The sequence below is a fragment of the Candidatus Didemnitutus sp. genome (assembly GCA_019634575.1).
Taxonomy (GTDB): Bacteria; Verrucomicrobiota; Verrucomicrobiia; order Opitutales; family Opitutaceae; genus Didemnitutus.
In genome coordinates this window covers 1563079-1587241 of record JAHCAY010000001.1, presented here as the reverse complement: position 1 = coordinate 1587241, position 24163 = coordinate 1563079, and the positions used below count along the sequence as shown (strand labels likewise).

Annotated in this window: 17 protein-coding genes; 4 read left to right on the top strand and 13 right to left on the bottom strand. The window is 63.9% G+C overall.

Going from position 1 to position 24163, the window contains the following annotated elements; translation table 11 throughout:
• Positions 1 to 7 precede the first annotated feature (7 nt).
• The 7 genes from KF715_06735 to KF715_06705 form a co-directional block, all read right to left on the bottom strand.
• The gene (locus KF715_06735) at positions 8 to 601 is read right to left on the bottom strand and encodes a class I SAM-dependent methyltransferase (protein ID MBX3736362.1); all 594 of its coding nucleotides are present in this window, start codon (positions 599 to 601) and stop codon (positions 8 to 10) included.
• 24 nt (positions 602 to 625) lie between these two features.
• Positions 626 to 1564 carry a glycosyltransferase gene (locus tag KF715_06730; GenBank protein MBX3736361.1) on the bottom strand — a complete coding sequence of 313 codons (939 nt, stop codon included), beginning with the start codon at positions 1562 to 1564 and terminating at the stop codon, positions 626 to 628.
• 89 nt (positions 1565 to 1653) lie between these two features.
• The gene (locus KF715_06725; GenBank protein MBX3736360.1) at positions 1654 to 2799 is read right to left on the bottom strand and encodes an acyltransferase; all 1146 of its coding nucleotides are present in this window, start codon (positions 2797 to 2799) and stop codon (positions 1654 to 1656) included.
• A complete protein-coding gene (locus KF715_06720) occupies positions 2796 to 5642 on the bottom strand; it encodes a glycosyltransferase family 39 protein (protein ID MBX3736359.1) in 2847 nt (948 codons plus the stop codon). Before KF715_06720 ends, KF715_06725 begins: the two co-directional genes overlap by 4 nt.
• Before the next feature lie 258 nt (positions 5643 to 5900).
• Complete coding sequence (locus tag KF715_06715) at positions 5901 to 8741, bottom strand: glycosyltransferase family 39 protein (GenBank protein ID MBX3736358.1); 2841 nt, start codon at positions 8739 to 8741, stop codon at positions 5901 to 5903.
• Positions 8738 to 10018: a glycosyltransferase gene (locus KF715_06710; GenBank protein MBX3736357.1), complete on the bottom strand. Its 1281-nt coding sequence runs from the start codon at positions 10016 to 10018 to the stop codon at positions 8738 to 8740. The genes KF715_06715 and KF715_06710 overlap by 4 nt, the downstream gene beginning before the upstream one ends.
• A gap of 19 nt (positions 10019 to 10037) precedes the next feature.
• Positions 10038 to 12917, bottom strand: coding sequence for a glycosyltransferase (locus tag KF715_06705; GenBank protein ID MBX3736356.1), 2880 nt, complete (start codon positions 12915 to 12917; stop codon positions 10038 to 10040).
• Between the two features lie 83 nt (positions 12918 to 13000).
• Between KF715_06705 and KF715_06700 the strand changes: the two genes are divergently transcribed.
• The 4 genes from KF715_06700 to KF715_06685 are packed head-to-tail and all read left to right on the top strand — an operon-like array spanning position 13001 to position 18375.
• A complete protein-coding gene (locus KF715_06700; GenBank protein ID MBX3736355.1) occupies positions 13001 to 14041 on the top strand; it encodes a glycosyltransferase family 2 protein in 1041 nt (346 codons plus the stop codon).
• Complete coding sequence (asnB, locus tag KF715_06695; GenBank protein ID MBX3736354.1) at positions 14041 to 15921, top strand: asparagine synthase (glutamine-hydrolyzing); 1881 nt, start codon at positions 14041 to 14043, stop codon at positions 15919 to 15921. The genes KF715_06700 and asnB overlap by 1 nt, the downstream gene beginning before the upstream one ends.
• Positions 15899 to 16645: a methyltransferase domain-containing protein gene (locus KF715_06690; protein MBX3736353.1), complete on the top strand. Its 747-nt coding sequence runs from the start codon at positions 15899 to 15901 to the stop codon at positions 16643 to 16645. The genes asnB and KF715_06690 overlap by 23 nt, the downstream gene beginning before the upstream one ends.
• Positions 16642 to 18375 (top strand): hypothetical protein, encoded by a 1734-nt coding sequence (locus tag KF715_06685; protein MBX3736352.1) that lies wholly within the window; start codon positions 16642 to 16644, stop codon positions 18373 to 18375. Before KF715_06690 ends, KF715_06685 begins: the two co-directional genes overlap by 4 nt.
• Before the next feature lie 4 nt (positions 18376 to 18379).
• On the opposite strand, the gene KF715_06680 is transcribed toward KF715_06685, so the two are convergent.
• From KF715_06680 to KF715_06655, 6 genes are all read right to left on the bottom strand, one after another.
• Positions 18380 to 19174, bottom strand: coding sequence for a class I SAM-dependent methyltransferase (locus KF715_06680; protein ID MBX3736351.1), 795 nt, complete (start codon positions 19172 to 19174; stop codon positions 18380 to 18382).
• Between the two features lie 33 nt (positions 19175 to 19207).
• A complete protein-coding gene (locus tag KF715_06675; GenBank protein MBX3736350.1) occupies positions 19208 to 19717 on the bottom strand; it encodes a DegT/DnrJ/EryC1/StrS family aminotransferase in 510 nt (169 codons plus the stop codon).
• A gap of 339 nt (positions 19718 to 20056) precedes the next feature.
• Positions 20057 to 21421 carry a nucleotide sugar dehydrogenase gene (locus KF715_06670; protein ID MBX3736349.1) on the bottom strand — a complete coding sequence of 455 codons (1365 nt, stop codon included), beginning with the start codon at positions 21419 to 21421 and terminating at the stop codon, positions 20057 to 20059.
• A gap of 13 nt (positions 21422 to 21434) precedes the next feature.
• Positions 21435 to 22217 carry a class I SAM-dependent methyltransferase gene (locus tag KF715_06665; protein ID MBX3736348.1) on the bottom strand — a complete coding sequence of 261 codons (783 nt, stop codon included), beginning with the start codon at positions 22215 to 22217 and terminating at the stop codon, positions 21435 to 21437.
• A 1-nt stretch (position 22218) separates the two neighbouring features.
• Positions 22219 to 23226, bottom strand: coding sequence for an NAD-dependent epimerase/dehydratase family protein (locus KF715_06660; protein MBX3736347.1), 1008 nt, complete (start codon positions 23224 to 23226; stop codon positions 22219 to 22221).
• Positions 23227 to 23320: 94 nt separating this feature from the next.
• Entirely contained in the window at positions 23321 to 24127 is an 807-nt protein-coding gene (locus KF715_06655) for a hypothetical protein (GenBank protein MBX3736346.1), read from the bottom strand.
• Between the last annotated feature and the right edge of the window lie 36 nt (positions 24128 to 24163).

The window sequence follows — 24163 nt, the reverse complement described above, 5'->3', positions numbered from 1 at the left end:
AGCGCGTTCAGGCTGCCGGGGGCGTCGCGGGCTTTTCCATCGCGGACAGGCAGTTGAATCCCCAGAGGAAACGCCGATATACCGGACAGGACAGACCGTGACGCGCCGCGAGGGCCCGCAGGTCGGCTTCGGTATAGTAGTGTTTGTGGTCGGCGATTTCCGGGGCGGAGATGATTTTCAGGCGAAAGGCCATGAATTCCAACACGGGCTTGGCGGCGGGAGTCGGCGTGGTGACGAGGATGCGGCCGCCGGGCGCGAGGATGCGCGAGAATTCACGGAAAAGGACATCAACCTGGTCGAGCGGGATGTGCTCGAGCACGGCAAGGATGGTGACGAGGTTGAAACTCGCGTCCGGGTAGTCGAAGCGATCGACGAAACGGAATTGGCGCAGTTCGAGATTGGGTGCCGGTTGCGCGGGAGTGGCGTCGTAGTCGAGGCCGACGCCGCGCTTTATTTTCGTCTGCACCGAGCGCAGGAACATCGCCTGGTGCCCGCAGCCGAAATCGAGCATGGTGGCGTCGGCCGGCACGAGCCGGTGCAGGGCGCGGGAGCGCCAGCGGCAGATGAGAAGGTCGAGCGCGTTGAAGTCCTTGGTGCCCATGAGCGTGATGCGCCGTCTGCCGGATTAAGAGCGGCGGGCCCGCTTGATGAGCACGCGCTCGAGTTCGAGCAGCCGCTGGTTTGTCGTGCTCAGGACGAGGCCGAGCGCGATGCTGAGGCAGCCGAGCATGAAACCCGTGATGGAGAGGATGGCAGAGGGGCGGCTGGCGACGCGGTGGAGCTCCACCAGCTCGATCAGCGGCAGGACGGCGCAGGCGGCGCTGCCGAGGAGGGCGAGCAGGCCGAGGCTGCCGAAGAGCGTGAGCGGCTTGTAGGCGCGCATGAGCAGGAACAGGCGCAGCAACACGCGGATACCGTCCGGGAAGGTGCGGAGCTTGGAAAAGCTGCCGGAGGGGCGTTCGCCGTAAGGGGCTTCGATTTCACGGATGACGGCGCCGCGGTAAAGGCTTTGGACGGTGAGCTCGGTCTCGACGTCGAAGCCGCGCGAGGTGATCGGAATCGACAGGGCGCACTCGTGGGTGAATGCGCGGTAGCCGGAGAAAATGTCCGAGATTTGCGCGGCGAAGATGCGGTTGATGATCGAGCAGACGAGCTGGTTGCCGGCGACGTGGAACTTGCGGAATGATTTGTCGCTGTATTGCTGCAGGCGGGCGGCGACGGTCATGTCGGCGTCTCCACGGCGGATAGGTTCCAACAGGCGGTGGACGGCGGTGGCGTCGTAGGTGCCGTCGCCGTCCACCATGACGATGACATCCTCGGTGAGGAGTTCGAACATGGAGGCGACGACGTAGCCCTTGCCCTGGCGTTTCTCGCGGATGACGGTGGCCCCCGCGGCGCGGGCGAACTCGGCCGTGCGGTCGGTGCAGTTGTTGTCGAAAACGTAGATGGCGGCGTCGGGCAACTGGGCTTTGAAGTCGCTGACGACCTGCGCGATCGTCTTTTCCTCCTGATAGCAGGGGATGGCGACCGCGATGCGGAAGGCGGAAGGGGAGGGTTGAGCCATGAAGTTAGCAGAGAACTACGGAATCGCGGGACGGGATGGCAACCTCGCAGCGAAGTGCATCGACCGTCGCGCGGGATGCTCCGCCCGCTTTATTCGCGGCGGACCAGGACGAGTCGATGCGTGGTGGCGAAGGACTTGATCCGGTGCCAAAGGTCGGTGGCGACCGCAATCACCGCGGCGGCGCCGACGCAGATGATCATGATGAGCTCAGGGATGGCGCGACAGGACGCGAGCGCGTCGCTATAGCGCCACACCGCGAAATAGAGCAGCAGGATGTGCCACAGGTAGATTTCGAGGGTGAATTGTCCGAGGTAGGAGAACAGTCCGGGCCGGGCAAACCAGCCGAGCGCCACGCCCAGACCCAGGGCAAGCACGGTGGCGACGTCGTAGAGCAACATTTCGGGGCGGACGTAAGCCAGGTCGAGGGGGTTGAATTGGAAGTGGTCGCCCATGACCGAGCGATCGAGCAGGTGGTGGAAGTTCCACGCCATCGCCGCCAGCGCGATCGCCCCGGCACCGCCGCTCACGGCCACCAAGGTCCGGCGTGAAAGCAGCGACGTGAGAGTGCGGAAGTGGAGGCCGATAAAGAAATAAAACGCCCAAAAAAACGCGCTGGGCCGTCCCCAGACGTAGTAGTTGAGCGCTCCACGGTAGCAGAGAATCCCGAGCACGACGTGCACCGCGAAAAAAAGCAGTGCGAGCAGAGCCGCACTGGTCTGAAGGCTGAGTCGAGGTGCGAGCCGCTGCCCCCACGCGGGCAGGGCTTTGAGCAGGGGTTGGACGAGGTAGAGCTGGAGGATCAGCGGAATGAAATAGAGTGTGGGCTCGACGCCTTGATAGAGCAGGTGTTCGGCGAGCCAGCGGAGACGGGCGGAGAAATCGGGCAGCCGCGACCATTCCGCATAGTGATTGAGCAGGAAAAAGGCGGGGACGCTGGCGACGAGGTAAGGCACGACGATGCGGTGGAAGCGCCCGCGGTAGTAGTCGATCAGCGGAATCTCGCGACGGGACGAGCCGGCGAGCAGTCCCGAGAGAAAAACGAACATCGGGACCGCGAAACAAAACAGCTGGTTCAGTGAGAGACCGAGCAGGAACGAGGGACTCCAGACATGGAGGTCCGTGGTGACGAAGCTGCCGCCGAAATGCACGCACACCACGCCCACGATGCTGACGCCGCGCAGGGCATCGATGTAGGAGTTCCGGTCGGGACGAAGGGGCGCGACGGGTGTGCTCATAAGGATCGAAGCGCGTCGACCCGCAGATTGCGGAACATGTAATAGAGCGGAGCGTCTGCGGGCAGCGTTTCGAGGCGGCGTTGCAGGAACAGTTCCCGGCCTTCCTTTTGGCCGAAGTTTTCCCAGTGCTCCCGCGCGCCCTGCTCCGGCGGAATGCCTTGCGATTGGACGTAGGCTTTCACGTCCGGATAGCGGTCGAGGTAGTCGAGCCAGTCCGGCTCGCGGCCGAGCGAGACGTTGCGGAATTCGATGGTGTTGGTCGTTCCGGGGATCGCTTGGAAGTGCAGATCCTGGATCAGCCAGCGGCCTGCGCCGCCCCAGCGATATTGTTTGATTGTCCGGCCGTTGAACGCGACTTCGATGCCGACGCTTTCGCGGGTCTGCGCGCAAAGTTCGAACGAGAGGTCGATCGTCGAGCGTTGTGAATGCGGGGGCACGGTGATCTGCACGACGGGGGTCTTGGCCCAGCGTATCGCCGGCAAATCCCATTGGGGGAAAGGTCCCTCGAGTGGGCCCAGGCCGGTGAGAGCGGCGCGCGTTTGCGGCGCCGAAACAATGAACTGATCCGAAGCGATCTTGTAAGGATCGAAGGGGGTTTCGACGTCGGCGGACTCCTCCCGGGCGAGGTGGGGCATGTCCATGCTGCCGACGAGGGTGCCAGTGCCCGTGTCGTGCAGCCGAAAGGTGAAGCGCTTGAATCCGCGGGTTACGGTGGCGCGAGCTTCGCCGGTGGAGTCGAATCGAGCGAGCTCTGCGGCGGTGCCGTCATCGTATTCCACGCCGACGGTCAACCGGGCGTGGTCGGGCGCATTGAGTCCGGCGACTTTGATTTGCAGGTTGGCGTAGCGATTGGGTTCGCGAGGACCGTAGTGCAGCTCGACCAGCACTTGGCGGTTCGAATCGCTGGCCGGTTTCGTCTCGGGATGCGCGGTCAGGCCGTAGTAGTCCAGTGCCGGCTGGCCCTGGCCGATCGTGCCGAGATACTCGATGCCGGCGGTGGGTTTGCCCGCGAACGGCACCACGGTGCAGGAGGAGAGTTGTTCGATGTTCGTGTAGGCTACTTTTCGGACAAACCCCCATTCCGAAAACAAGTTGTAGGCCTCCGGCGTGGTGTGGTGAAACGAGGTGAAGCGTTGGTGGCGCCCCTGGCCCATGAGCAGGAAGATGCGTTCGTTGCCTGCGGTGGACTGCACGTTCACCACCGGCTCCGCCGCGAGGCGCTGCACCATCAGCGGTGGGAGCGCGGGCCACGCGGGCGGCGGCGGTTCGCCGGCCCACAAGGGAGCGTAGGGGCGGCTGGTGTTGTGGAACAGGTAGACGGCGGCGAGCCAGAGCGCGAGACCGGCGAGGACGGCCACGCCGTTGCGAATCCAGCCGCGCCAACGCTCACGGTCGGACCAGACGCTCTCGAGTGCGGCGCCGAGGCACGGGCTGAGCACGAGCATCGCGGGCACGAAGTATCGCTGGTTGTAGAGCGACCATTTGTTTAGCCAGAAGTAAGTGGCGAACCACCCCAAACCGAGCGCGGCGCACCACACGATTGCGCGGGGAGAGCGGCGAAAGCGCACGAGGCAGAAAACGGCCGCCAGGAGGGTGATCGGACCGGCGAAACCGAAAAAGACGTGGTCCTCGTTCAGGTCGGGCGGGAAAAGATACAGCTCGGAGAAGGCGTAGGCATCGTTCCAGTGCGGGAAGAAAGTCCGCACGCCCCACGCGTTGAGTTCGGAGGTCACCGTGAGGTCGAACGTGAAGCGATGCAGCGGCTCCAGGAAAAGCTGCACCAGGAAGGCGCGGGAGGTTTGCCAAACGCAGGCCAGCGACCACGGCCGGTTGAGGGTGAAGTCGTAGGTCTTGGTGATCCACTCGCCCTTGGTCGCGAGGTTGATCAACGCGAAGGGCGCAGCGAAAACGGCGGCAGTCGCGGCGGGGAGCCACCACGCCTGCACGCCACGGGCGAATGCAGGAAGGGCGCGACTGCGTGCGTGCCGCCAGAGCGCGACGAGGGCGATGAGGCCGGCTGCCGGGGCGAAGAACACGACGGTCAATTTGGACCCGGCGCCCAATCCCGCAGCGAGTCCGGCGAGGATGGCGTGCCGGGTCTGGCGTTGGTCGCACCAGCGGAGAAAGAAAACCAGGGCGACGAGCAAGGCCGCTGCGGTCGGGAGATCGTTGGTCGTGCTGGAGGCTTGACCGAGCGTTTGCGTCGCCGTCAGCGCGAACCAGGCAGAGCCGAGGCTCGCGTTGGCGCCGAGTCCCGCCAGGCGACCGATGCGGTAGACGGCGATGCCACTCGCGAGCCAAGTGAGCACGTTGATGAAGGTCAGAGCCTGCAGGGGCGGACCGTAGATCAGCGTGAAGAGCTGGAGCAGGTTGTAGTTTAGCGGGAAATAGATCTGCCGTGGATTTCCAGTATCGAAATGCGCCAGGTTGCCCTGACCCAGGTAATACATGGCTCGCGGGAGATGGTAGGTGAGCGAGTCGAAATTATTGGGCGCGTAGGTGGCGGCGACCCGCACGGTGACCCAAATCAGCGGCAGGAGGGTGATGGCGCTGGCGAACAGCAGTCGCGGGGAAGGACGGTCGGAGTCCGGCGACTCCCGCGCGGGAGCGACCCATCGCATCGCGATCCAAGTCGCAATCGCGATGAGGAGCGAGGTGCGGAAATACCAGGCTGGATCGCCGAGCCGATGGCAGGAGGAAAGCAGCAGGGCCGTCGCCACAATATTCCCCCAGAGGAGAAGCAGAACCGTCAGCGCTCGATCCAGCCACGACGCCACGAGGCGGCGCGCCGTCACCGTGGACAGAACGACTAGAACGGCGGAGTGCGCGAGATAAAGCGTCATGCTTCGCTAGATAGGCGCGAGTGATGTAGATGGCGGCTGGGGGAAGGCAACCCGCGAGAACCAGGGGACCCCACGCGTGTGCGCGATTGCCCGGCGGCGTCCGCGACGCCCGGTGCGTAATCCTCGTGGCGGCCGAGGGTGTGCGAGTCCGGAACGCGCTGGCGTGCGTCGGAGTTGCCTGGTTGCGGCGCTGAAGGAGCGGCGATCACGAGAGTGAGAGGAAGCGAAGGAGGCACGATTGGCGGCGCCGTGAACAGATCAAGGTTCGCGCAGGCCTTCCACCACCAGGTCGCGGAAAATGTAGTAGCGCGAATCGGCGACGGGCGCGGGTTCGAGCGCATGGCGAAAGCGGAGCGCGCGGTGCTCTTTCCGGCCGAACGCTTCGTAGTGCTCGCGGGCGCCTTGCTCGAGCGGGATCTTTTGCGCGACGACGTATTCCTTCACATCGGGATTGCGGTCGAGGTAGTCGAGCCAGTCGGGTTCCGAACCGACCGCGATGTTACGGAACTCGATCACGTTGCGGCCGGCGACCGGCGTGAGAGTCAGCGCCTCGTCGATCCAGGCATTATGATCGTCGAGATCGTAGTATTTCATGAGCTGACCGTTGTGCAGCAGGGCGATGGCGGCGCGTTCGCGTGAGAAGCTCCTGAGACTGAAGCCGAGCCGCAGCGTGACGAGATCGTCGTCGGCAGGAACTTCCAGGCGGACGATCGGTGCGCGAGCCCAGCGGATGAGCGGGAGTTTCCACTGCGGATAGGGGCCCTCGGCGGCTTCGAGGCCGGTGGTGCGAACGTAAGTGAGCGGGTCGTTGGCGACGAGCTGGTCTCGGAAGATGACGGTGGGTTCGAAGGGAGTGCCGAATTCCGGCGGCTTTTCGCGGGTGAGGCGGGGGATGCTCACGGCCCCGATGGGCCGGCCGCTGACATCGTCGTCGGCTTCTATGAAAAAACGGCGGAAGGGCTTCGTGATCGAGGCGGAGGCTTCGCCGGACGTCTGGAGCGTGGCGAGGATTTCGCGGGTGCGATCCTGGTATTCGACGCTGACGCGGAGTCGGGCTTGATCGGCGGGATTGAGGCCGACGACTTGGATGCGAGTGGCTTGATAGCGGTTGGGCTCATGCGGCGCGTAGCTCAACACGACGAGCACTTGCCGATCGTTCGAATGGGAGGGCCGTTCATTTGCGCGGGGGGGCAGCCCAAGGTAATCCTGCGCTTCGACGCCTGCGCCGATGGTGCCGAGGTATTCGACTCCGGCCGTGCGCTTGGTCGGGATCTTGACGAGAGTATAGGAGGATTGCTGCGCCATGTTCACGTAGGCGACTTTGCGCGCGAGGCCCCATTGGGAGAAAACGTTGTAGGCGTCCGGCATCTGGCGCGCGAACGATGTGAAGCGCTGGTGCTCGCCCGGGGTCATCAGAAGGAAGATGCGCTCGTTGCCGTCGGTCGCTTGGATATTGATGCGCGGTTCGGCGGACAGCCGGTCGGCGAGGCGTGGCGGGAGTGCGGGTAATGCCGCGGGGGCGACGCGAGCTGTCCAGAATGGGATGAAGGGGCGGCGGGTGTTCTGCGTGAGATAGGCACCAGCGAGCCACAGGCTGCTGAGCGCCAGTGCACCGAGCAGGAGGCGGGCGGCCCGGCGGCTGCGCGTGCCGGGCGCGCCGCGGTCCCACAGGATCGCAAGGCACGGCGTCATCAGCGCCAGGGCGGCCACCATGTAGCGTTGGTTGTAGAGCGACCAGCGGTTGAGCAGGAAATACGTGGCGAACCAGCCGAGCCCCAGAAACGCCAACCAGACCGTTGCGGAGGGAACGCGCTGCGGCCACACGAGGCAGAGCAGCGCTGCGAGCAGGATCGCCGGGCCGGTGAAACCGAACCAGACGTGATCCTCGGTGAGATCGGGCGGGAACAGGAAGAAGTCGGAAAATGCGTAGGCCTCGTTCCAATGGGGGAACAGCGCGTGGCCGGCCCACGCATTCAGGCGTTCGGTGCGTTTCGGTTCAAAATCGAAGCGACTGAGCGGTTCGAGGCAGAGCTGGGCGAGATATCCTTCGGCTGTCTGCACGGCGGAGGCGAGCGAGAGCGGACGGTTCAAGGTGTAGTCGTAGGCCTTCGTCATCCACTGGCCTTTTTCCGCGAGGTTGATGACGGCGAAGGGCGACGCGAACGCGAGGGCGAGCGCGGTGGGCAGCACCCACGCGCGGAGGGTGCGGCCGAGCACGGTGCGCCGGCCGTTGCGCCACTGGCGGGCGGCCCAAAGCAGGAGAAGCAGGCCGGCGGCAGGGGCGAAGAAGACGACGGTCAGTTTGGTGCCGGCCGTGAGCCCGGCGGCGAGTCCGGCGAGGAGCGCGTCGCGGCGCTGGCGCGATTGCGTCCAGCGTGCCGCAAAGACGAAGAAGGTCGTGAGTCCCGCGGCGATCGGGAGATCGTTGGTGGTCGACGCCGCCTGCGCGAGAATCTGCGTGGCGGTGAGGGCGAACCAGACGGCGATCAAGGCGGCATGCGCGGAGAGGCGCGAGAGGCGGCAGAGGCGATGGAGTGCCACACCCAGGGCGGCCCACGAGAGGAGATTGAAGAACGTGAGCACCTGCCGCGGCGGTCCGTAGGTCAGACCGAAGAGCTGGAGCAGGTTGTAGTTGAACGGAAAGTAAGTCTGCCGGTCGTTGCCGGTGTCGAAGTGTGCCAGGCTGTTCTGCCCGAGGTAGAACATCGCGCGCGGCAGGTGATAGGTGAGCGAGTCGTAGTTGTTCGGCTCGTAGGTAAGCGCGACACTGAGACTGGCGATGGCGAGCGGGGCCAAAGTGACGGCGAAGGCGAGGACGAGACGTCGATCCGCGGGCGAGTCCGCGGGATCAGGTGCGAGCGGAGAGACGCGGCGAACAGCCAGCCAGGTCAGCGCGGCCAGGCTCACCGAGACTCCGAAAAAAACGCCGGAGTGCCCGAGCAGCTTGACGGCGGAAAGCAGCAGCGAGGTGAGGACGATGTTGCCCCAGCCCAGCAGCAGAGTGGCGAGAAAGCGCTCGCTCCAGCGGCGCGTGAGCGGACGGGCGGCGACGAAGGAAAGTCCCGCCAGCAGTGAAGCGTGGAGGGTGAACGCGATCATCGCGTGGAGCGCGGGCTGTCGCCGACGGTCGCGGACGAGCAGGGCGGAGCGAAGTAGTCGCGCCAGCGGTGGGCGTGTGCGGTGAAGCCGAAGTGCCGGACCGCGTGCGCGCGGGCCTGGGTGCCGGCGTGTTCGCGAAAGCCGCGGTCGGCGATCATCGCGCGGAGCGCGACGACGGTTTCCGCGATGTCGCGATTGCGGACGAGTTTCCCGGTGACCTCGTGTTGCACGATCTCTTCGACACCGCCGGTGCGAAAAGCCGCCACCGGCACGCCGCAGAGCTGGGCTTCCATGAGCGTCTGGCCGAAGGCTTCTTCGGTCGCGGTGCCGAGGTAGACGTCGGCGGCCTGATAGATGAGGGCGAGTTGGTGCGCCTGCAGATGGTAGCCGAGACCGATGAGGCCGGGAATTTCCGCGGCGTTGTGGCCGAAGGCGGCGAAGGTCGCCTCGCCTTGGAGCGCGGCGATGATCTCGCGCAGTTCGGGGCCGCCTTTGCGGTGCTCTTGGAAGTTCACGGCGGCGCAGAGCACGACGGGTTTGTCGTCGGGCAGGCCGAGGTGGCGGCGGGCGGCCGCGCGATCGCCGGGGCGGAAGACGTTTTCGTCGGCACCGAGGTGAACGGTGGCGACGTGCGGGCATTGCGGGATGGCGGCCTGAAACATGCGCTCGCTCCATCGGCTGTTGGCGACGACTTCGATGTCATGGGCCGGGCCGAAGACATCGCGGCGGAGTTGCCAGGCCGGGGCGATGAGGGGGGGCGCGAGTTTCGGATACTGCTCGGCGGTGGGGCAGGTGTCGTTGCAGCCGGTGAGGTAGAGTTCGCAGTTGCCGGGATAGGCGCAGCGACCGGTGTAGAGGTAGGCGTCGTGGACGAACGCGATGACGCGGCAGCCGAGCGCGCGCAGGGCGGGGAGGAGTTGGAGCGTCCAGCGGGCGGCATGAAGGTTGCCGACGAAAACGACGGAAGGGTTGAAGCGGGCGACCTCGAGTTGCAGGCCGGCGATGACGGCGCGGTCGGAGAGGAACTTGTCGCCTTCGAGGCCGTTGACCTCGCGAAGGCCGAGCCAGAGCTGGGGATCGACGGGGCGCGTGGCAACGTGCTCGAGTTTGATCTCGCCGGTCGCCCAAGCGAGCGCGCCGACCTCGAGGCCGAGCGCGAGCAGGGCCTCGATCTGACGGGCTTGGGCAATGCCGGCGCCGTATTGGAAGCCGACGTCGTTGAGGAAGAGGACGCGGCGGGGCAGGCCGAGAGGGCGGGAGGAGTCGGGGACGGACATGGCGACGGGACGGATCGACTCAGGTGCTCGCGCGATGGGCGGCGTTCACGCGACGCAGTTCGGGCAGGAAGGGCAGGTCGGCGCCGCCGGTTTTCTGTTTCTTGTGCTCGCGGAAAATGGCGAGGATTTCCGGCACGGGCAGAATGCGGGCGCCGGCGCGCGCCATCCGCACCCACAGGTCGTAGTCCATGCTGAAGTAGAGGTTCTCCGCGATGCGGCCGCCGGCGCGATCGAAGATTTCGCGGGAGAAGAAGACCTCGGGTTGGTGGAAGAACCAGCCTTGCTGCCAGCAATGGTCGAGGTCGAGCAGGTGGCCGAGCGGCAGCGGCTGGATGTGGCCGAGCGCGAGTCGCGAGCGGTGGATGTGGTGCGGATTCGGCGCGAGATCGAGCACGCGGGCGCAGCGGCCCACGATCATGTCGGTGTCGTGGCGGAGGAAGGTTTCGCCGATGGTGAAGAGGCTGCCGGGGGCGAGTTGGTCGTCGCTGTTGAGCCAGGTGAGGATGCGGCCGGTGGCGCGGGCGAAGCCTTTGTTGAGCGCCTGGGATTGGCCGCCGTCCTTTTCGCTGACCCACCACGCGAGGCGTGCGGCGTATTTCTTGATGATTTCCACTGAGCCGTCGGTCGAGCCGCCGTCGACGACGATGTATTCGAGGTTCGGATAATTCTGATCGAGGACGGAGCGCAGCGTCTGCTCGAGGTAGGGCGCTTGGTTGTAGCTGACGGTGACGACGGTGATTTTGGGCCACTCGACGGGCACGGTCGGTCGTGCCGGATAGATGTCTTGTGCGCGCGGTTTGGGCCAGCCATGGGCCGGGTTGCCGGTGGGAAGGCGCGGACCGACCCAGGTGGCAGGCGGGCGCAGGCAGAAAAGGGCGCCGCCGTGCAAGGAGGTGCGCGGGGCGTCGCTGGGCAACCAAGGCGGCGTGGATGTGCAGCCCGAGATTAGCAGAGCGTGGTGCGGCTGCAGGCGTCCGAGCAGGCAGGGGAGGACTTCGTTCGCGTCCGAACCGTCGAACGCGACGGCGTCGGCCCACGGGAGGCCGGGTTCGAAATCTTCGGAGCCGGTTTTGCGATATTCGCGCTCGCCGAAGAGCATGTAGTGATCCCAGGCGCTGGGGAAATGGCCCTGCGCCACAGCATCGGCGACGTCGGGGTGGGCGAGCAGGTAGGCTTTGTCGTTAAACAGTGTATCGATGGAGCCGAGCCATTCCCAGAGGGACTCGGGGCGGAAACGGATGGGGCCGCGGGGATGTTGCGCGACGTCGGCGGGGCAACCGAAGATCTCGACGGAGGTGCCGTTGGCGGCGAGCCAGAGCAGCTGGGGCAGGAGGCGCGGGTGGTATTTGGCGACGATCAGCTTGCGGAGATGGCAGGCGTAGGGATCGAGGGAGGCGCGGATCGCTTCCGGATCGCAGGCGGCTTGTTGGTCGAGGCGCGCGGTGAGCTCGGCGATGGTTGCGGCGCGTTCGGCGGCGAGTTTCACGTGGGCTTGGAGGACGCCATCCTGTTGCTCGATAAATGCGACGTTGTGCGCATGGTCGGCGTAGGCTTGCTTGAGTTTGCTCTCGTAGTAGCGAATCGACTCAAGGCGATCGGCACTGTCCTTCTCCACCTGGCGCAAATAGGTTTCTGTGTTGCGGAGGTTGGCGCGGGTTTCCTCCACGATGGCTTCCAACCGTTGCGTCGGGTTGTTTCGGCGGTCTTGCCAGAGACTCAAGCGATCCAAGTCGAAGTCCGGCAAAAGCGCCGAAGCTTTCCCCGCGCCACTCGCGTGATAGGGTTGGGGCTCGATGGGGACTTCAGCGAAGCGACCGGACTGCAGCGGCGTTTCGGGCAAATCGAATGCGGCCAGTCCCCAATCAGGTCCGTTCAGTGTGCACGGTGCGGTTCCCGCGCGCATGCCGTCAACCAAGGGGGTTAGGACATGCCAGTCTGGGCTGAGAATCGCTTTCTCGTTCAAGCGGGCAAAAAGTTTTTTTTCCCCCTCTGGCGTCCAACCTGATCCCAGGCTGTGTTCGATGTGGAAACAGACGCACGGAGGCAGAAGCGAGATTTCTGTGAGACCCGCGTAGTGCGCGGCGGCGAGGCCGACGCTGTCGATGTTCATCGAGAACGCCTCGAACTCGGGGTAGCCCGAGATGCGCGCCCAGCCGTCGCGGGAGAGGAGCGTGAAATCGCCGCAGGCGTTGGTGTGCAGTTCCTCGAGCGGAGCGTCGCGTTCGACGGCGATTGCCCAGACGCCGTCGGTCTGGGTGAGGCGGGTGTGCGGAAGCGGCGGCAGGGTGCCCGGATCGGGGTTGCAAAGGCGCTTGGAGCGCTCGTTGCCGTAGAGGTGTTCCACCAGCGGGCGAGGGTGGAACCGATGATTGCTGCGCACCGGGTGCGACCAGGCGTAGGCGAGAGTTTCCTCGAGGGTCAGCGTGTCCGGCAGGGTGCTTTCGATGTCGTAACGATCGACGCGATACAGTCGCGCGGGATCCAGCGTCCGGGTGCTGATGAAGCGAACCAGCTCGTCGGAGAAAATGATATCGATGTTTGTCGCGAGGACGAACTCGCCGCGGGCGCGGCGGATGCCGACGTTCTTCGCGATCATTTGGAAGAAGGCGAGCTGGCCGGAATACTTGAGCGTCTGGTGCAACACCGCGGGCACGGAAATGACGCGGGCCTGGCAATAGCTCGAGTTGGCGGGCAACTGGAGGACACCGGCAAGACCTGGGCGACCGGCGACGGGATTCCAGTCGACGAGGATCAACTCGGCGGGCAGCTGGTATTTTTCGCACTGCCGCGCGAAGCTGTTGACGAAAATCTGAGTGCGGCGCAGCGGATCGCCGCCGTGATCGTCATTGCGTGACGCGGCAACGACAGAAAGGTAGGGTCGGGTGTTCGGCGGCGCCATTAAGGGCCTCATCAAAGACGGTGTGTCGCGCCGCTGTAAAGCCTGCGCGCGCGGGCTCGCAGACGAGTTCCGCGGAGGAGGAAATGCTTGCTTCCCCGGCGGCATGTCGGGAGCGTTGGGCGGGAATGACCCCTTCCGCAGCAACCGGCGGTCAGCCGGAAGTTAGTGTTTTCGTCCCCGTCCACAATGAGGAGGCGAATATCGAGCCGTTGCTCGATCGTCTCTATCCGGTGTTGGACGGGATGTTTCCGAACCGGCCGGACAGCTACGAGGTGGTGGTGGTGAACGACGGCAGTCGCGACGGTTCTCTTGCCCGCCTACGCGCGGAGGTGCCACGCCGGCGCAATTTGGTCGTGGTCGATTTGCGGCGCAACTATGGCCAGACGGCGGCGATGAAGGCTGGCATCGATATAGCGCGCGGACGTGTGCTTGTGAGCCTCGATGCCGACCTGCAGAATTTTCCGGAAGATATTCCGGCTTTGCTCGCGAAACTGGACGAAGGATTCGACGTCGTATCTGGCTGGCGGAAGGATCGGAAGGACGCGAAAGTGCGGCGCAATTTTCTCAGCGCGGTCGCGAACGGCATTATCTCGCGGGTCTCGGGCGTGCGGTTGAACGATTACGGCTGCACGTTGAAGGCCTATCGCTCCGAAGTCATCAAGGAGGTGCGTTTGTTTGGCGAAATGCACCGCTTCATCCCCATCTACGCGCACTGGATGGGGGCGCGAATCGCCGAGTTGCCGGTGCGGCACGCCGCCCGGTCGGCTGGCCAGTCCAAATACGGAATGGAGCGGATTTTCAAAGTGATGTGCGACATGGTGACGATTAAGTTTCTCGATCGCTATCTCGCCAAGCCGATCTACGTGTTTGGCGCCTTTACCGCGGGCTTCGGCGTGCTTGCGGTGGCCGTGTTCGCGCTGAGTCTCTATTTGAAGTTCGCACGGGGTGTTTCGATGATCCTCACGCCGCTGCCGACTCTGGCCGGCGTCCTGCTCCTCGCGGCGGTGATGAGCCTGTTGCTGGGGCTGGTCGCAGAGATCGTGGTCCGCATCTACTTCGAAACGCGCGGGGGAAACGCCTATTCCGTGCGAAATGTCTGGCGAGCGCCGGGGGGCGAGTCCTGATGTGCGGCATCGTTGGCTTCTGCGGCCCGGTGGGGGACGCGGCGGTCTTGGGCCGCATGATGGACCGGCTGGCACACCGCGGACCGGATGGACGCGGGACTTTCGCGCGCCCCGATCTCGGCTTGTTTATCGGGCATCTGCGCCTGGCCATTCTGGACCTCGTCGGCGGCGCGCAGCCGATGTGGAACGAGGATGGCGCGATCGGGATCGTCTTTAACGGCGAGATCTACAACCACGCCGAATTGCGCGCCGAACTCGTCGCCCGCGGCCATCGCTTCGCCAGTGATCACTCGGACACCGAGGCGCTGGTGCACGGCTACGAAGAGTGGGGCGAGGGGTTGCTCCCGAGGCTGAACGGGATGTTTGCGTTCTGCATCATCGATCTGCGGCGCGGGGAATTGTTTCTGGCGCGCGACCGGTTTGGCGAGAAACCGCTCTTCTATACGCGGCAGCGCGGGGTGTTCGCGTTCGCCAGCGAGGCCTCGGCGTTCCGTTGCCACCCGGCGTTGCGACTCGAGGCGGACGACACCTCGATGCAGAAATTTCTCGCATGCGGCTGGCTGGCTTCACCGCGCAGCTTCCATCGCGGCGTAGCCAAACTTCCGCCAGGAAGCTCGATCGCTGTTCCGTTTGGCGGGGAGCCGATGGCGCCGCGATCGTATTGGCAGTTCCGCGTGGAACCGGAAGCCGCGTGGACTCGGCGCTCCGACCGCGATCTGACGGAGGAGCTGGCGGCGCAAGTGGAACGCGCGGTCCGACGCCGACTGGTGGCTGATGTCCCGATCGGCGTGTTCCTGAGCGGCGGTCTCGATTCGAGCGCGATCACCAATGCCGCCGCGGCCAGCGTGCCGAGGGGGCGATTGGAGACCTTCACCATCGGTTTTGAGGACGGGTCCTACGATGAGCGCGAGTCGGCCGCAGCCGTGGCGGCGCATTTGGGGACAGAGCACCACGAACGGGTGCTGACGCTCGGCAACGCGGCTGAGTTGATGTCCGGGGTGCTGGCGAGAATGGATGAGCCGATCGCGGATCCCTCGATTTTACCGACCTACCTGCTCTGCCGTTTCGCGCGCGAGCGGGTGACCGTGGCGCTGTCGGGCGATGGCGGCGACGAGTTGCTGGCGGGATACGACACGTTCAGCGCGCTCGGTCTGGCGCAGGTGGCTGCGCGTTGCTTGCCGCGGGGCATGCTGCGGTGGCTGCGCGCGGGCGCGGAGCGCTGGCCCGCCTCGGACCGGAACATGAGTTTTGATTTCAAGGTGCGTCGCGCGTTAGGTGGTCTTGTTCGGCCTCCGGAAATGTGGAATCCGGCTTGGATCGGGCCCGTCGCACCGGAACTTGTGCGCGAGCTGGTGGAACACCCGCTGAGCCCAGAGGAACTTTACGAAGAACCCATCGCGCTGTGGCGCAGCCGTCCAGATCTCAGCGTCGAGGAGCGGACGCTGGAGTTCTACACCCGGTTTTATCTGACCGAAAATATCCTGTTCAAAGTCGACCGCGCCGGAATGTTCAACTCGCTGGAATCGCGCGCAGTGTTTCTCGACAACGATCTCGTCGATTTCTGCCGCCGCTTGCCCTACGCGTTCAAGATGCGCCGCGGTCGGACGAAGTGGCTCTTGCGCGAGGCCCTGGCTCAACGCGTGCCGTCTGCAATCCTGGAACGGCCCAAAAAAGGCTTCGGCGTCCCGGTTTCCAAATGGCTGCGCGCGCTCCCGCCAGAGAAATTCGACGTTCCGCTGCCGGAGCTTCGCCGTCCCGCGGCGAGGGCGATGGTCGCCCGGCACCAATCGGGTCGCGCCGATTACCGTGGCGCCTTGTGGGGCCTGTTGCAGCTGCAGGCTCTCGACGCATCCCAGCATGAGCGAGAACACCGCGTATAACCCCGGTCAGATCGAATCCAACTATCCCTTGGGTTCGGAGAATTACTACTGGTTCGTGGCACGCAACCGCGTGCTCGAGCGTGCGATTCGCAGCGTGCATGCCGACGGGGCGATCTTCGATGTCGGGTGTGGACGGGGATTCACGCTGGCGCACTTGATCGCACACGGATTCGACGCGTGGGGTAGTGATCTCGCGGATTACGGCACGCCGCACCCCCGCGCGATGGGTCGCGTGTTCTACCGCGAGCCACTCGCACAACTGGACGCGGCGCTGCGCCATCGGGTGACGACCATCCTGTTGCTGGACGTGATCGAGCACCTGCCGCAGCCTGCCGAGATTGTCGCCATGGCTCGCGCGGCCTTTCCGAACTTGCGCCGGGTGATTGTGACGGTGCCGGCGCGAACGGAAATCTGGAGCAACTACGACGAGTATTTCGGGCACTTCCGCCGCTACGATCAGCCGGCGCTGCGGGAGTGGGCGCGCGTCGCGAATCTGGAGGTGGGCCGGTTGAGCTACTTTTTCCACGCGCTCTACTGGCCGGCTTGGGTGGTGGCGCGGACGACGCGCCGCCGTTCGACGACCGTGCAGGTGCCACGGTGGCCGGCGCTGCACCAGGCGTTGGGGGGCGCGCTCGCGCTCGAGGCGGCTTTGCTCCCGAGTGGCTGGCGTGGCAGTTCGCTGCTGGGAATATTTTACACGCATCCCGAATCCCCTAACCCATGAAACCGGAAAACGCCTCTCTGCCCGTGCGCGTGCGTTGGCATCTTGCCGATCTTGTCATCATTTTGACGGCTCCCTTGGCCGCTTGGTGGCTCTTTCGCATCAAGATGTTCATGCAGATCGCCTACGCGGATCCGTGGTTCTACACGGGAGCGGGACAGGAATGGGTCCAACTGGCGAAGCACTATGGCTGGGCCTACTACTATGTGCGGTTCCCGGTGATGTTCCTGAACACCGTGTTTTGCAACGTGCCGCAGCCGGACGTCGGATTCATGCTGCTTCGCTATCTGCTCATTGTGCTTTCGGGAGGGGCGCTCTACGCGCTCGCGTTGAGCCGGTTTGGACGGGCTTCGGCCATCGCGTCCTTTGCGTTCCTGTTTTTGAACCCGCAGTTTATCTCGGTCCTCAACTGGGACCTGACGCCGTTTCTTTCCGTCCCCGCCACTCTCGCGGGCGCGAGTCTGTGGCTCTATCGCGGGCGGGCGCAGTTTGTGCGATCTTTCGTGAGTGGTGCGCTGTTCTGCGTCGCGGTAAACTGCCACATCTTCACGATTACTGCGGTCGGTTGTTTTGTCGCGGGCGTGGCGGTGTCACACGCCTGGTGCCGTTCCTCCTGGCGAAATTGGCTGACGGAGTTTGGCGGCGCGCTGATCGGGTTTGCCGCCATGTGGACGATCGGGTGGCTCTATTACCGTGGCATTTTTGGTGCCTCGGCCAACTACCTTTTGTTTTGGGACGTGAACTGGCGGACATTGCGGACCGGGAGCGACTACGCCATCTCGCATGCCGTGCCTTTCCAACGGTGGTGGAACACCCACACGTATGTCTATGTGCCGTATCTGCTGTTGCTCGCCGGCCTGTTGACTTCGCTCCGTCGTCGGTCGTGGACGGCGCACGATTACGCCGTCGTGACCGGGCCGGTGTTCCTGTTGACTTTCTATTTCGTCTACCGGTTCGGTCTCCAGTGCTTCGTCTTCGAAGAGGGCACCTATTTTGGTCACATCTGGGCGCTGACGCCACTGCTCGTGGCAGTGGTGGCTGGCTCTTTGGAGTCGGAGTTGCGAGCTTGGCGCGGATGGAGCGCGGTCGCGGCGGCAGTGCTGGTTCCGCTTGTGCTGACGGTGTGGGGGAATCAGACAGCGCGCACGATCTGGCCGTGGCTAGCGCAACACCGCTGGCCCGTGGTCCTAACGTTGCTGTGTGGCGTGGTGGCCGCCGTAGTTGCGATCAAGGCGAGCCGGTCTCTGATCCGGTGGATCGCTTTCGCCGTGTTGGTCTGTGCCGCTCAGGTTCTCAGTCTGATCCCTGCGGTGGGGAATCGCATGTATGGCAGTCCGGACGAGGAGCATCAACGTGCGGTCTACTTGGCGGCGACCCAATACACGCACCGGTGGGGAACTTACGCGCGCTCGGGAGAACCGCCGCTGCTGTGGTTCAGCAGTTCGAGCAGCGATTACGATATCTATAGCGTCGCGTTTGCGACGCTCGGAAACACGTTGCACAATATCTGGAATGTTTCGGGCATGCCCGAATTCGGCGAGTTCGAGCGCAAGCGTCTTGCCGAACAACGTCCCAAGGTTCTTTTTCTCCTGGGCAAGCGAGCAGAGGAAATCGCCGCCGGAAAGGAGAGTCTGACGCGCTCGGGCTTGGCGTTGGTCACGATTGAAAACGCGATGATCGGGACCGAAAAGTTCCCGATTTTGCTCGAGGTCGTTCGGTTGTCGCCGCGGTGACTGGCTACGGGCGACGACCCGTGACGCACCACGACATTTCGTTTACCCACGTGGCTTGAACGTCGACCAATCCGGCGTCGCGCAGTAGGGAGATGGCTTCGTCACGCCGGTAGTATTTCGCAATCTTGGGGATCAGGTGATCGAACACGATGGCGCGAAGATGGCGGAAGGTGAGTTGGCGCAGGAGCTTGAAATAGGCGATGCGGCCGAAGCCAAGCCGGAGACCGAGCCACAGCACGGCGGTCGGAAACCACGAGAGCCAGTGCACAATGCCGAGTGGCAGCTTGCTGAGGACATTGATGCGGATCGGGTCCAGCACGTGAACGATCCAGCCGTTGTTCTCACGGCCGTAGAGCCAGACCAGGACGAGGCCGCCGGGCTTGACCGCTTCGGCGAGCCGCCGCGCCGCCAACGGCTGATTCTCAAGATGGTGGACGACGCCGATGCTGAATGCGATATCGAAGCTGTCCGGTTCTACCGGGTCGTAGATGCTGTGGTAGCGAACGTCGGCCTGAGGAAACAGCGCGAGATTGCGTCGGGCGTGAGCGAGCGAGCGTTCGTCGATGTCGATCGCCACCGCGGCAGCAGCGCCAAATTTCAGCGGCCAGTAGGAATTGCGGCCGATGCCGCAGCCACCGTCGAGGATGCGTTTGCCTTCCCAGTCGCTCGGCTGGAGCGGCGCGGTCCAGCGGCGAAATTGCTCCTCATGCTCGGGGAGAATCTCACCGTAGATATTCCACGAATAGCCGAAGCGTTCGGGAGAGCCGGTTTGAAGATCGACGGCGGAGGGAGAAGACATGGCTAAGAAAATAGCACGATGACGATGGCAGGTTCAGCGGAAGGCAAGGATTGCTTCGCTGACTCGCGACTGCTGGTCGAACGTCATCGCATTGAAGAACGGTAGTCGCAGCAACCGATCGCTTGTATTTTCGGTCACGGGGCAGTCGCCCGGTGCGCCGTTCCAGCTTTGGGCGTAGGGCGAAAGATGCAGCGGTTGATAGTGGAATACGGTGTGGATGCGCTGTTCGCGGAGGTGCGCGATCAGCGCGCTCCGTGTCGCGAGGTCGGGTAACAGCAGATAATACATGTGCCAAGCCTGGTTGCAGTGTTCTGGCACGATGGGTCGTGTCGCGCCCAGCGATTTGGCCCAGGAGGCGAGTTCGGCGTGATAGCGCGACCAGAGATGCTGTCGCTTCGCTTGGATTTGCGGCCAGATTTCCAGCTGTCCATAGAGGAAGGCGGCAAGCAGGTCGCTCATCACGTAGCTGCTGCCAGCGTCGGTCCAGGTGTATTTATCGACTTCGCCGCGGAGAGCAGAACGTTTGCTGCAATCGTTGCGCACGGGGCGCCTGAGCCAACGCGGTAATACAAGCCATGCATTACGAGGTCGGACAGGACGCGGGCGAACGAGATGCCGTTCAGCGATAGCAAGCCGTAGAATCCTTCGACGTAGGAATTGAAGAGCCAGGAGATCTCGGCGTTTTCCGTGCTCCACCGTAGATGTGGTTAAAGCCCGGCCGCGCCGAAGACGAGCGCGGCACCGATCGCCAGAATGACGTGACGCGAAAGCGGTCGCGAGGCTGCCGGGGCGTCATGGCGCGGACGAGGTTACGCCGGCAAGCTAGCGGCGCGCTGCCGGAGCGAAACAGAGAATATGCGCGTCAGACCGTCCGCCAGTGGTTCAGAGCGTCCACAGCGGGCTGACGCCAGCGGCGGCCGATTCAGTGTCGCGGCAGAGGCCGACGGGCACGTAGGTGATGCGCGAGTCGGCGGCGAGATGCTTGAGCGTGCGCCAGAAGTCGACGACGGTCACCGTCGTTTTCCCCTGCAGCAGCTGGTCCGCGGTGAGCTCCGTATAAGCTCGGTCTGTCGTGGTCACGAGCACCACGTTGGCGTCTTTTAACGCGGCCGCGAGGGAGTCGGTGATGAGCGCGTGCATCTTGAGTGCGGTCTCGGCGTGTGGTGCGGCGAGGGTATCGTGGCCGACCACTCGATAGCCGGCTTCGGAGAGCGCTTTGCAGAGGTAGACGCCGGGGGATTCTTCGATGACGTGGGAGAGCGGCTTGTAGGCGAGGCCGAGCACCGCGACGTTAGCACCCTTCGGGAAGTGCGGCTGGAGCTTCTCGACGTAGCGTTGGGAAATGCTGCGGTTGTAGTCGTCGTTGGCCTTGAGCAGGCGGCTGTCGACGCCGAGCTCGCGGCCCATGAAGGCGAGTGCGACGTTGTCGCGGGGGAAGCAGGGGCCGCCGAAACCGAAGCCGCCGGTGAGGTATTTGCGACCGATGCGCTTGTCCATGCCGAGGGCGTCGGAGACGACGTCGACGTCGCCGCCCGGGATCTTCTCGCAGAACTCGGCGAGCATGTTCGCGTAGGAGATCTTCATCGTGACGTAGCTGTTCACGGCGATCTTCGCGAGTTCGGCGTTCTCGAGGCTCATGCGTTTTACGGGCGCATTGTTCTGGGAAACGCGGTGATGGACTTGCTCGAGCAGGTCGCCGGAGCGCGAGTCAAATTCGCCGAGAAGATAGAAGTCGGGGTTCAGGAAATCGCGGATGACAGAGCCGAGCGCGATGAATTCGGGATTGTAGCAGAGTCCGAAATCCGGGCCGCATTTTTTGCCGGATTCCTGCTCGAGGATCGGCAGCAGGCCGTGGCGCGTCGCGCCGGGCAGCACGGTGCTGGTGAGCACGATGACGTGGTAGCCGTTTTTCTTTTTCAGGGCTTGGCCGAGCGATTTGAAGGCGTAGCGGGCGTATTGGAGCGTGAACGCTCCGCGTTCGTCGCTGGGCGTGGGCACGATGACGAAGCTGATGTCGGAGCCGAGCACGGCCTCGTCCGTGCTTATGGTCGCGCGGATGCGTTCCTTGTTCGCGGCGATAGTTTCGCCGAGGTTGGTCTCCTGCACCGGTGCGCGCCCGGCGTTGACCGCGTCGACGGCGTGTTGGTTTACGTCGACACCGATGACATTGAGGCCGCGGGAAGCCATGCCGGCGAGCATGCTGCCGCCGAGTTTGCCGAGGCCGATGACCGAGACGTTCTGAATCATGACAGGGGGGAATTTAGCGGTGCAGTTTGGCGGTGATCAGGGTGTGCCAGCCGAGCTTTTGCTCGAGCGCGCGGAACATTTCGCGAGGCATGGCCTTGAACCAAGGCTGGAGCTCGTATTCGTAGTGAACGTATTTTTCGATGACGTAGGGGAAGATGTGATCCTGACGGATCTCGACGACATCGTAGCCGGCGAGCAGCGCGCGCACCTCATCATGCGTATAGGTGAAAGCGATCGGGCAGCCGGACTGGGCCTCCGGCTGATCGAAGCCGGCCTCGATCATGATATTTTTCCACGAATTCTTGGCGTAAAGCATCAACCGGAACTCCGATTGCTGGCTCATGAATTTGCGGACTTCCGCGACGATCTTCTCCGGGTGTGGCGCGTGGTGGATGACGCCGAAGGAGTAGATGAGGTCGTAGGTCTCGACGGGCACGAATCGCGACAGTTCCTCAGCGTTGCCCGAGTAGAATTTGCCTTTCAGGCCGAAGACCTCAAACCGCTGGCGCGCGAGCTTGAGCGATTCGTCGGAGAGTTCGATCGCAGTGTAGTCGGCACCGGCTCGGGCGAATGAAACCGCCGCCGTGCCGAGCCCGCAGCCGATCTCGAGGACTTTCTTGCCCTTCCATTTTTCGAATTCGCTGAAGCCCGGAATATGCGGCTCGACCATGTATTTGCGCGCTTCGACTTGGTCGAAGTATTCGCGCGTGCCGACCGGCGCCGTGCCATGGCGGAGGTTGCACGGGCGGCGATTCCAATAATTGCGGACTTCGTCCAGAGATGTGGCGGTGGTCATGTTAACTTTGGTTGACGACGGAGTCCTTGGAGGCGCCGGCTTTCATCTGGTCGTAGATCCAGGCATAGGTTTTTTCCATGCCGGTGCGCAGAGGGATGGAGGGCTCCCAGCCGAGGTATTGGCGGATGATCGTATTCTCGGAGTTGCGGCCGTTGACGCCCTTGGGGGCGGAGAGGTTGTAGTTGCGCTTCAGCTTCACACCGGCGATCGACTCGACGAGGTCGACGAGCTGGTTGATCGAGACCTTCTCCTCGGAGCCGAGGTTAATCGGGAAGGTGATCGTGTCGCTGCGCATGATGGCCTGCGTGCCGCGCAGGCAGTCGTCGATGAACATGAAGCTGCGCGTCTGTTCGCCGCTGCCCCAAATCTCGATCTCGTGCTGGCCGCTCATCTGGGCGGCGATGACCTTGCGGCAGATGGCCGCAGGCGCCTTCTCACGGCCGCCGTCGAATGTGCCGTGCGGGCCGTAGACATTGTGGTAGCGGGCCACGCGGGTGACCAAACCGAAGTCCTCGGTGAAGTGGCGGCACATGCGCTCGGAGAAGAGTTTTTCCCAGCCGTAGCCGTCTTCGGGCATGGCGGGATAGGCATCGGCTTCCTTGAGGCCGGTGACGTTCGGGTCGGTCTGTTTGTCGTGGGCGTAGACGCAGGCGGAGGAGGCGTAGAAGAGTCGCTGCACGCCGTGCTCACGGGCGGCTTTCAGCAGGTGCGTGTTGATGAGCACCGTGAGCATGCAGAGGGCTTTGTTCTTTTCGATGAAGCCCATGCCGCCCATGTCCGCGGCAAGATTGTAGACCCAATAGGCGTCCTTGGTGGCGCGGCGGCAGGCTTCGAGCTCCTGTAAATCGGCCGAGATGTTTTCCACGCCGTCGAAGCGTTGATACCAGCGGGAGAGCGGCTTGATGTCTACGGCGCGGATGCGCGTGTGACCTTGTCGGAGCAGATCGGCCACCAAGTGACCACCGATGAAACCGCCTGCACCGCAGACGACGATCAATTTGTCTTTCATGGAGAAATGGGAAGGGGGAGAACGTCAAACGCGGCGGCCGGAGTCAACGGCGCTTTGCCAGCGCGGCGTTTCACCCGATGGGGCGAGGATTTCATCACGCCACCGCCCGCCGCGGCGGCACATGCGGCGCAATTTCGCGACCGATATCGTTAGCGGTCACGAAGACCGGCCAGCGGAAAAGCCAGAGGGGATTTTCGTTCGGGTGGTGCGCGCGCAGAAATGCGCCGTAGTGCGGCTCGCCGCGCAGGAAGCCTTCCAGATGCCATTGCCCGAGCACGGCCTGGAGGCGGGGCTTCTGGACTACTTTGCGATAGCGAAAGGCGTAGTGCTGCATGATCCCGGGCACGCTTTTCGAGGGGCCGTAGAGCAGCCATTTCAGGTCGTTATCGCAGTCGAAGCCCATGCCGTCAGTGCGGCCGGTGTCGAGACGTGCTTGCAGGTCGCAGAAATCGACCAGCGAGTCGTCGGCGTAGCGAAGGGTGAATCCAAAATAGGTGTCCTGGATGGTCACGCGGGCGCGGCCGGCGTGAACGATTTCGACCAGGGTGGTTGCGTGCGTGGCTCCGGTCTCGGGATCGCCCATGTCGTAGACACAGGCGCGATAGCCGAAGAGCTCGTAAACGCGACGTGCCAGTTCGGCGGCACTATCGCAGAAGCAACCGGCCGTGTGCGTCAGCGTGCACCACAGCAACGCCGTCGGCGACAGTTGGTGGTGCTGGAAGCCTCGGCGGTGAAGAACGGTTTCCTCGTCGGAAGCGCAGACAAAGCGATAAAGCCAGCGACGCAGCGCGGTGACGCGGGCGTCGTCGTTCAGTTCGCGCTTCGTCAGTTCGGGGATGGCGGATTCGAGATGGTGGCGAAGCCAGAAATTGGCCAAATCGCCGTCACGCGGAAGTTGCATGGCGGATCGTGGAGGAGAGTTGGCCCGTGAGTGTTC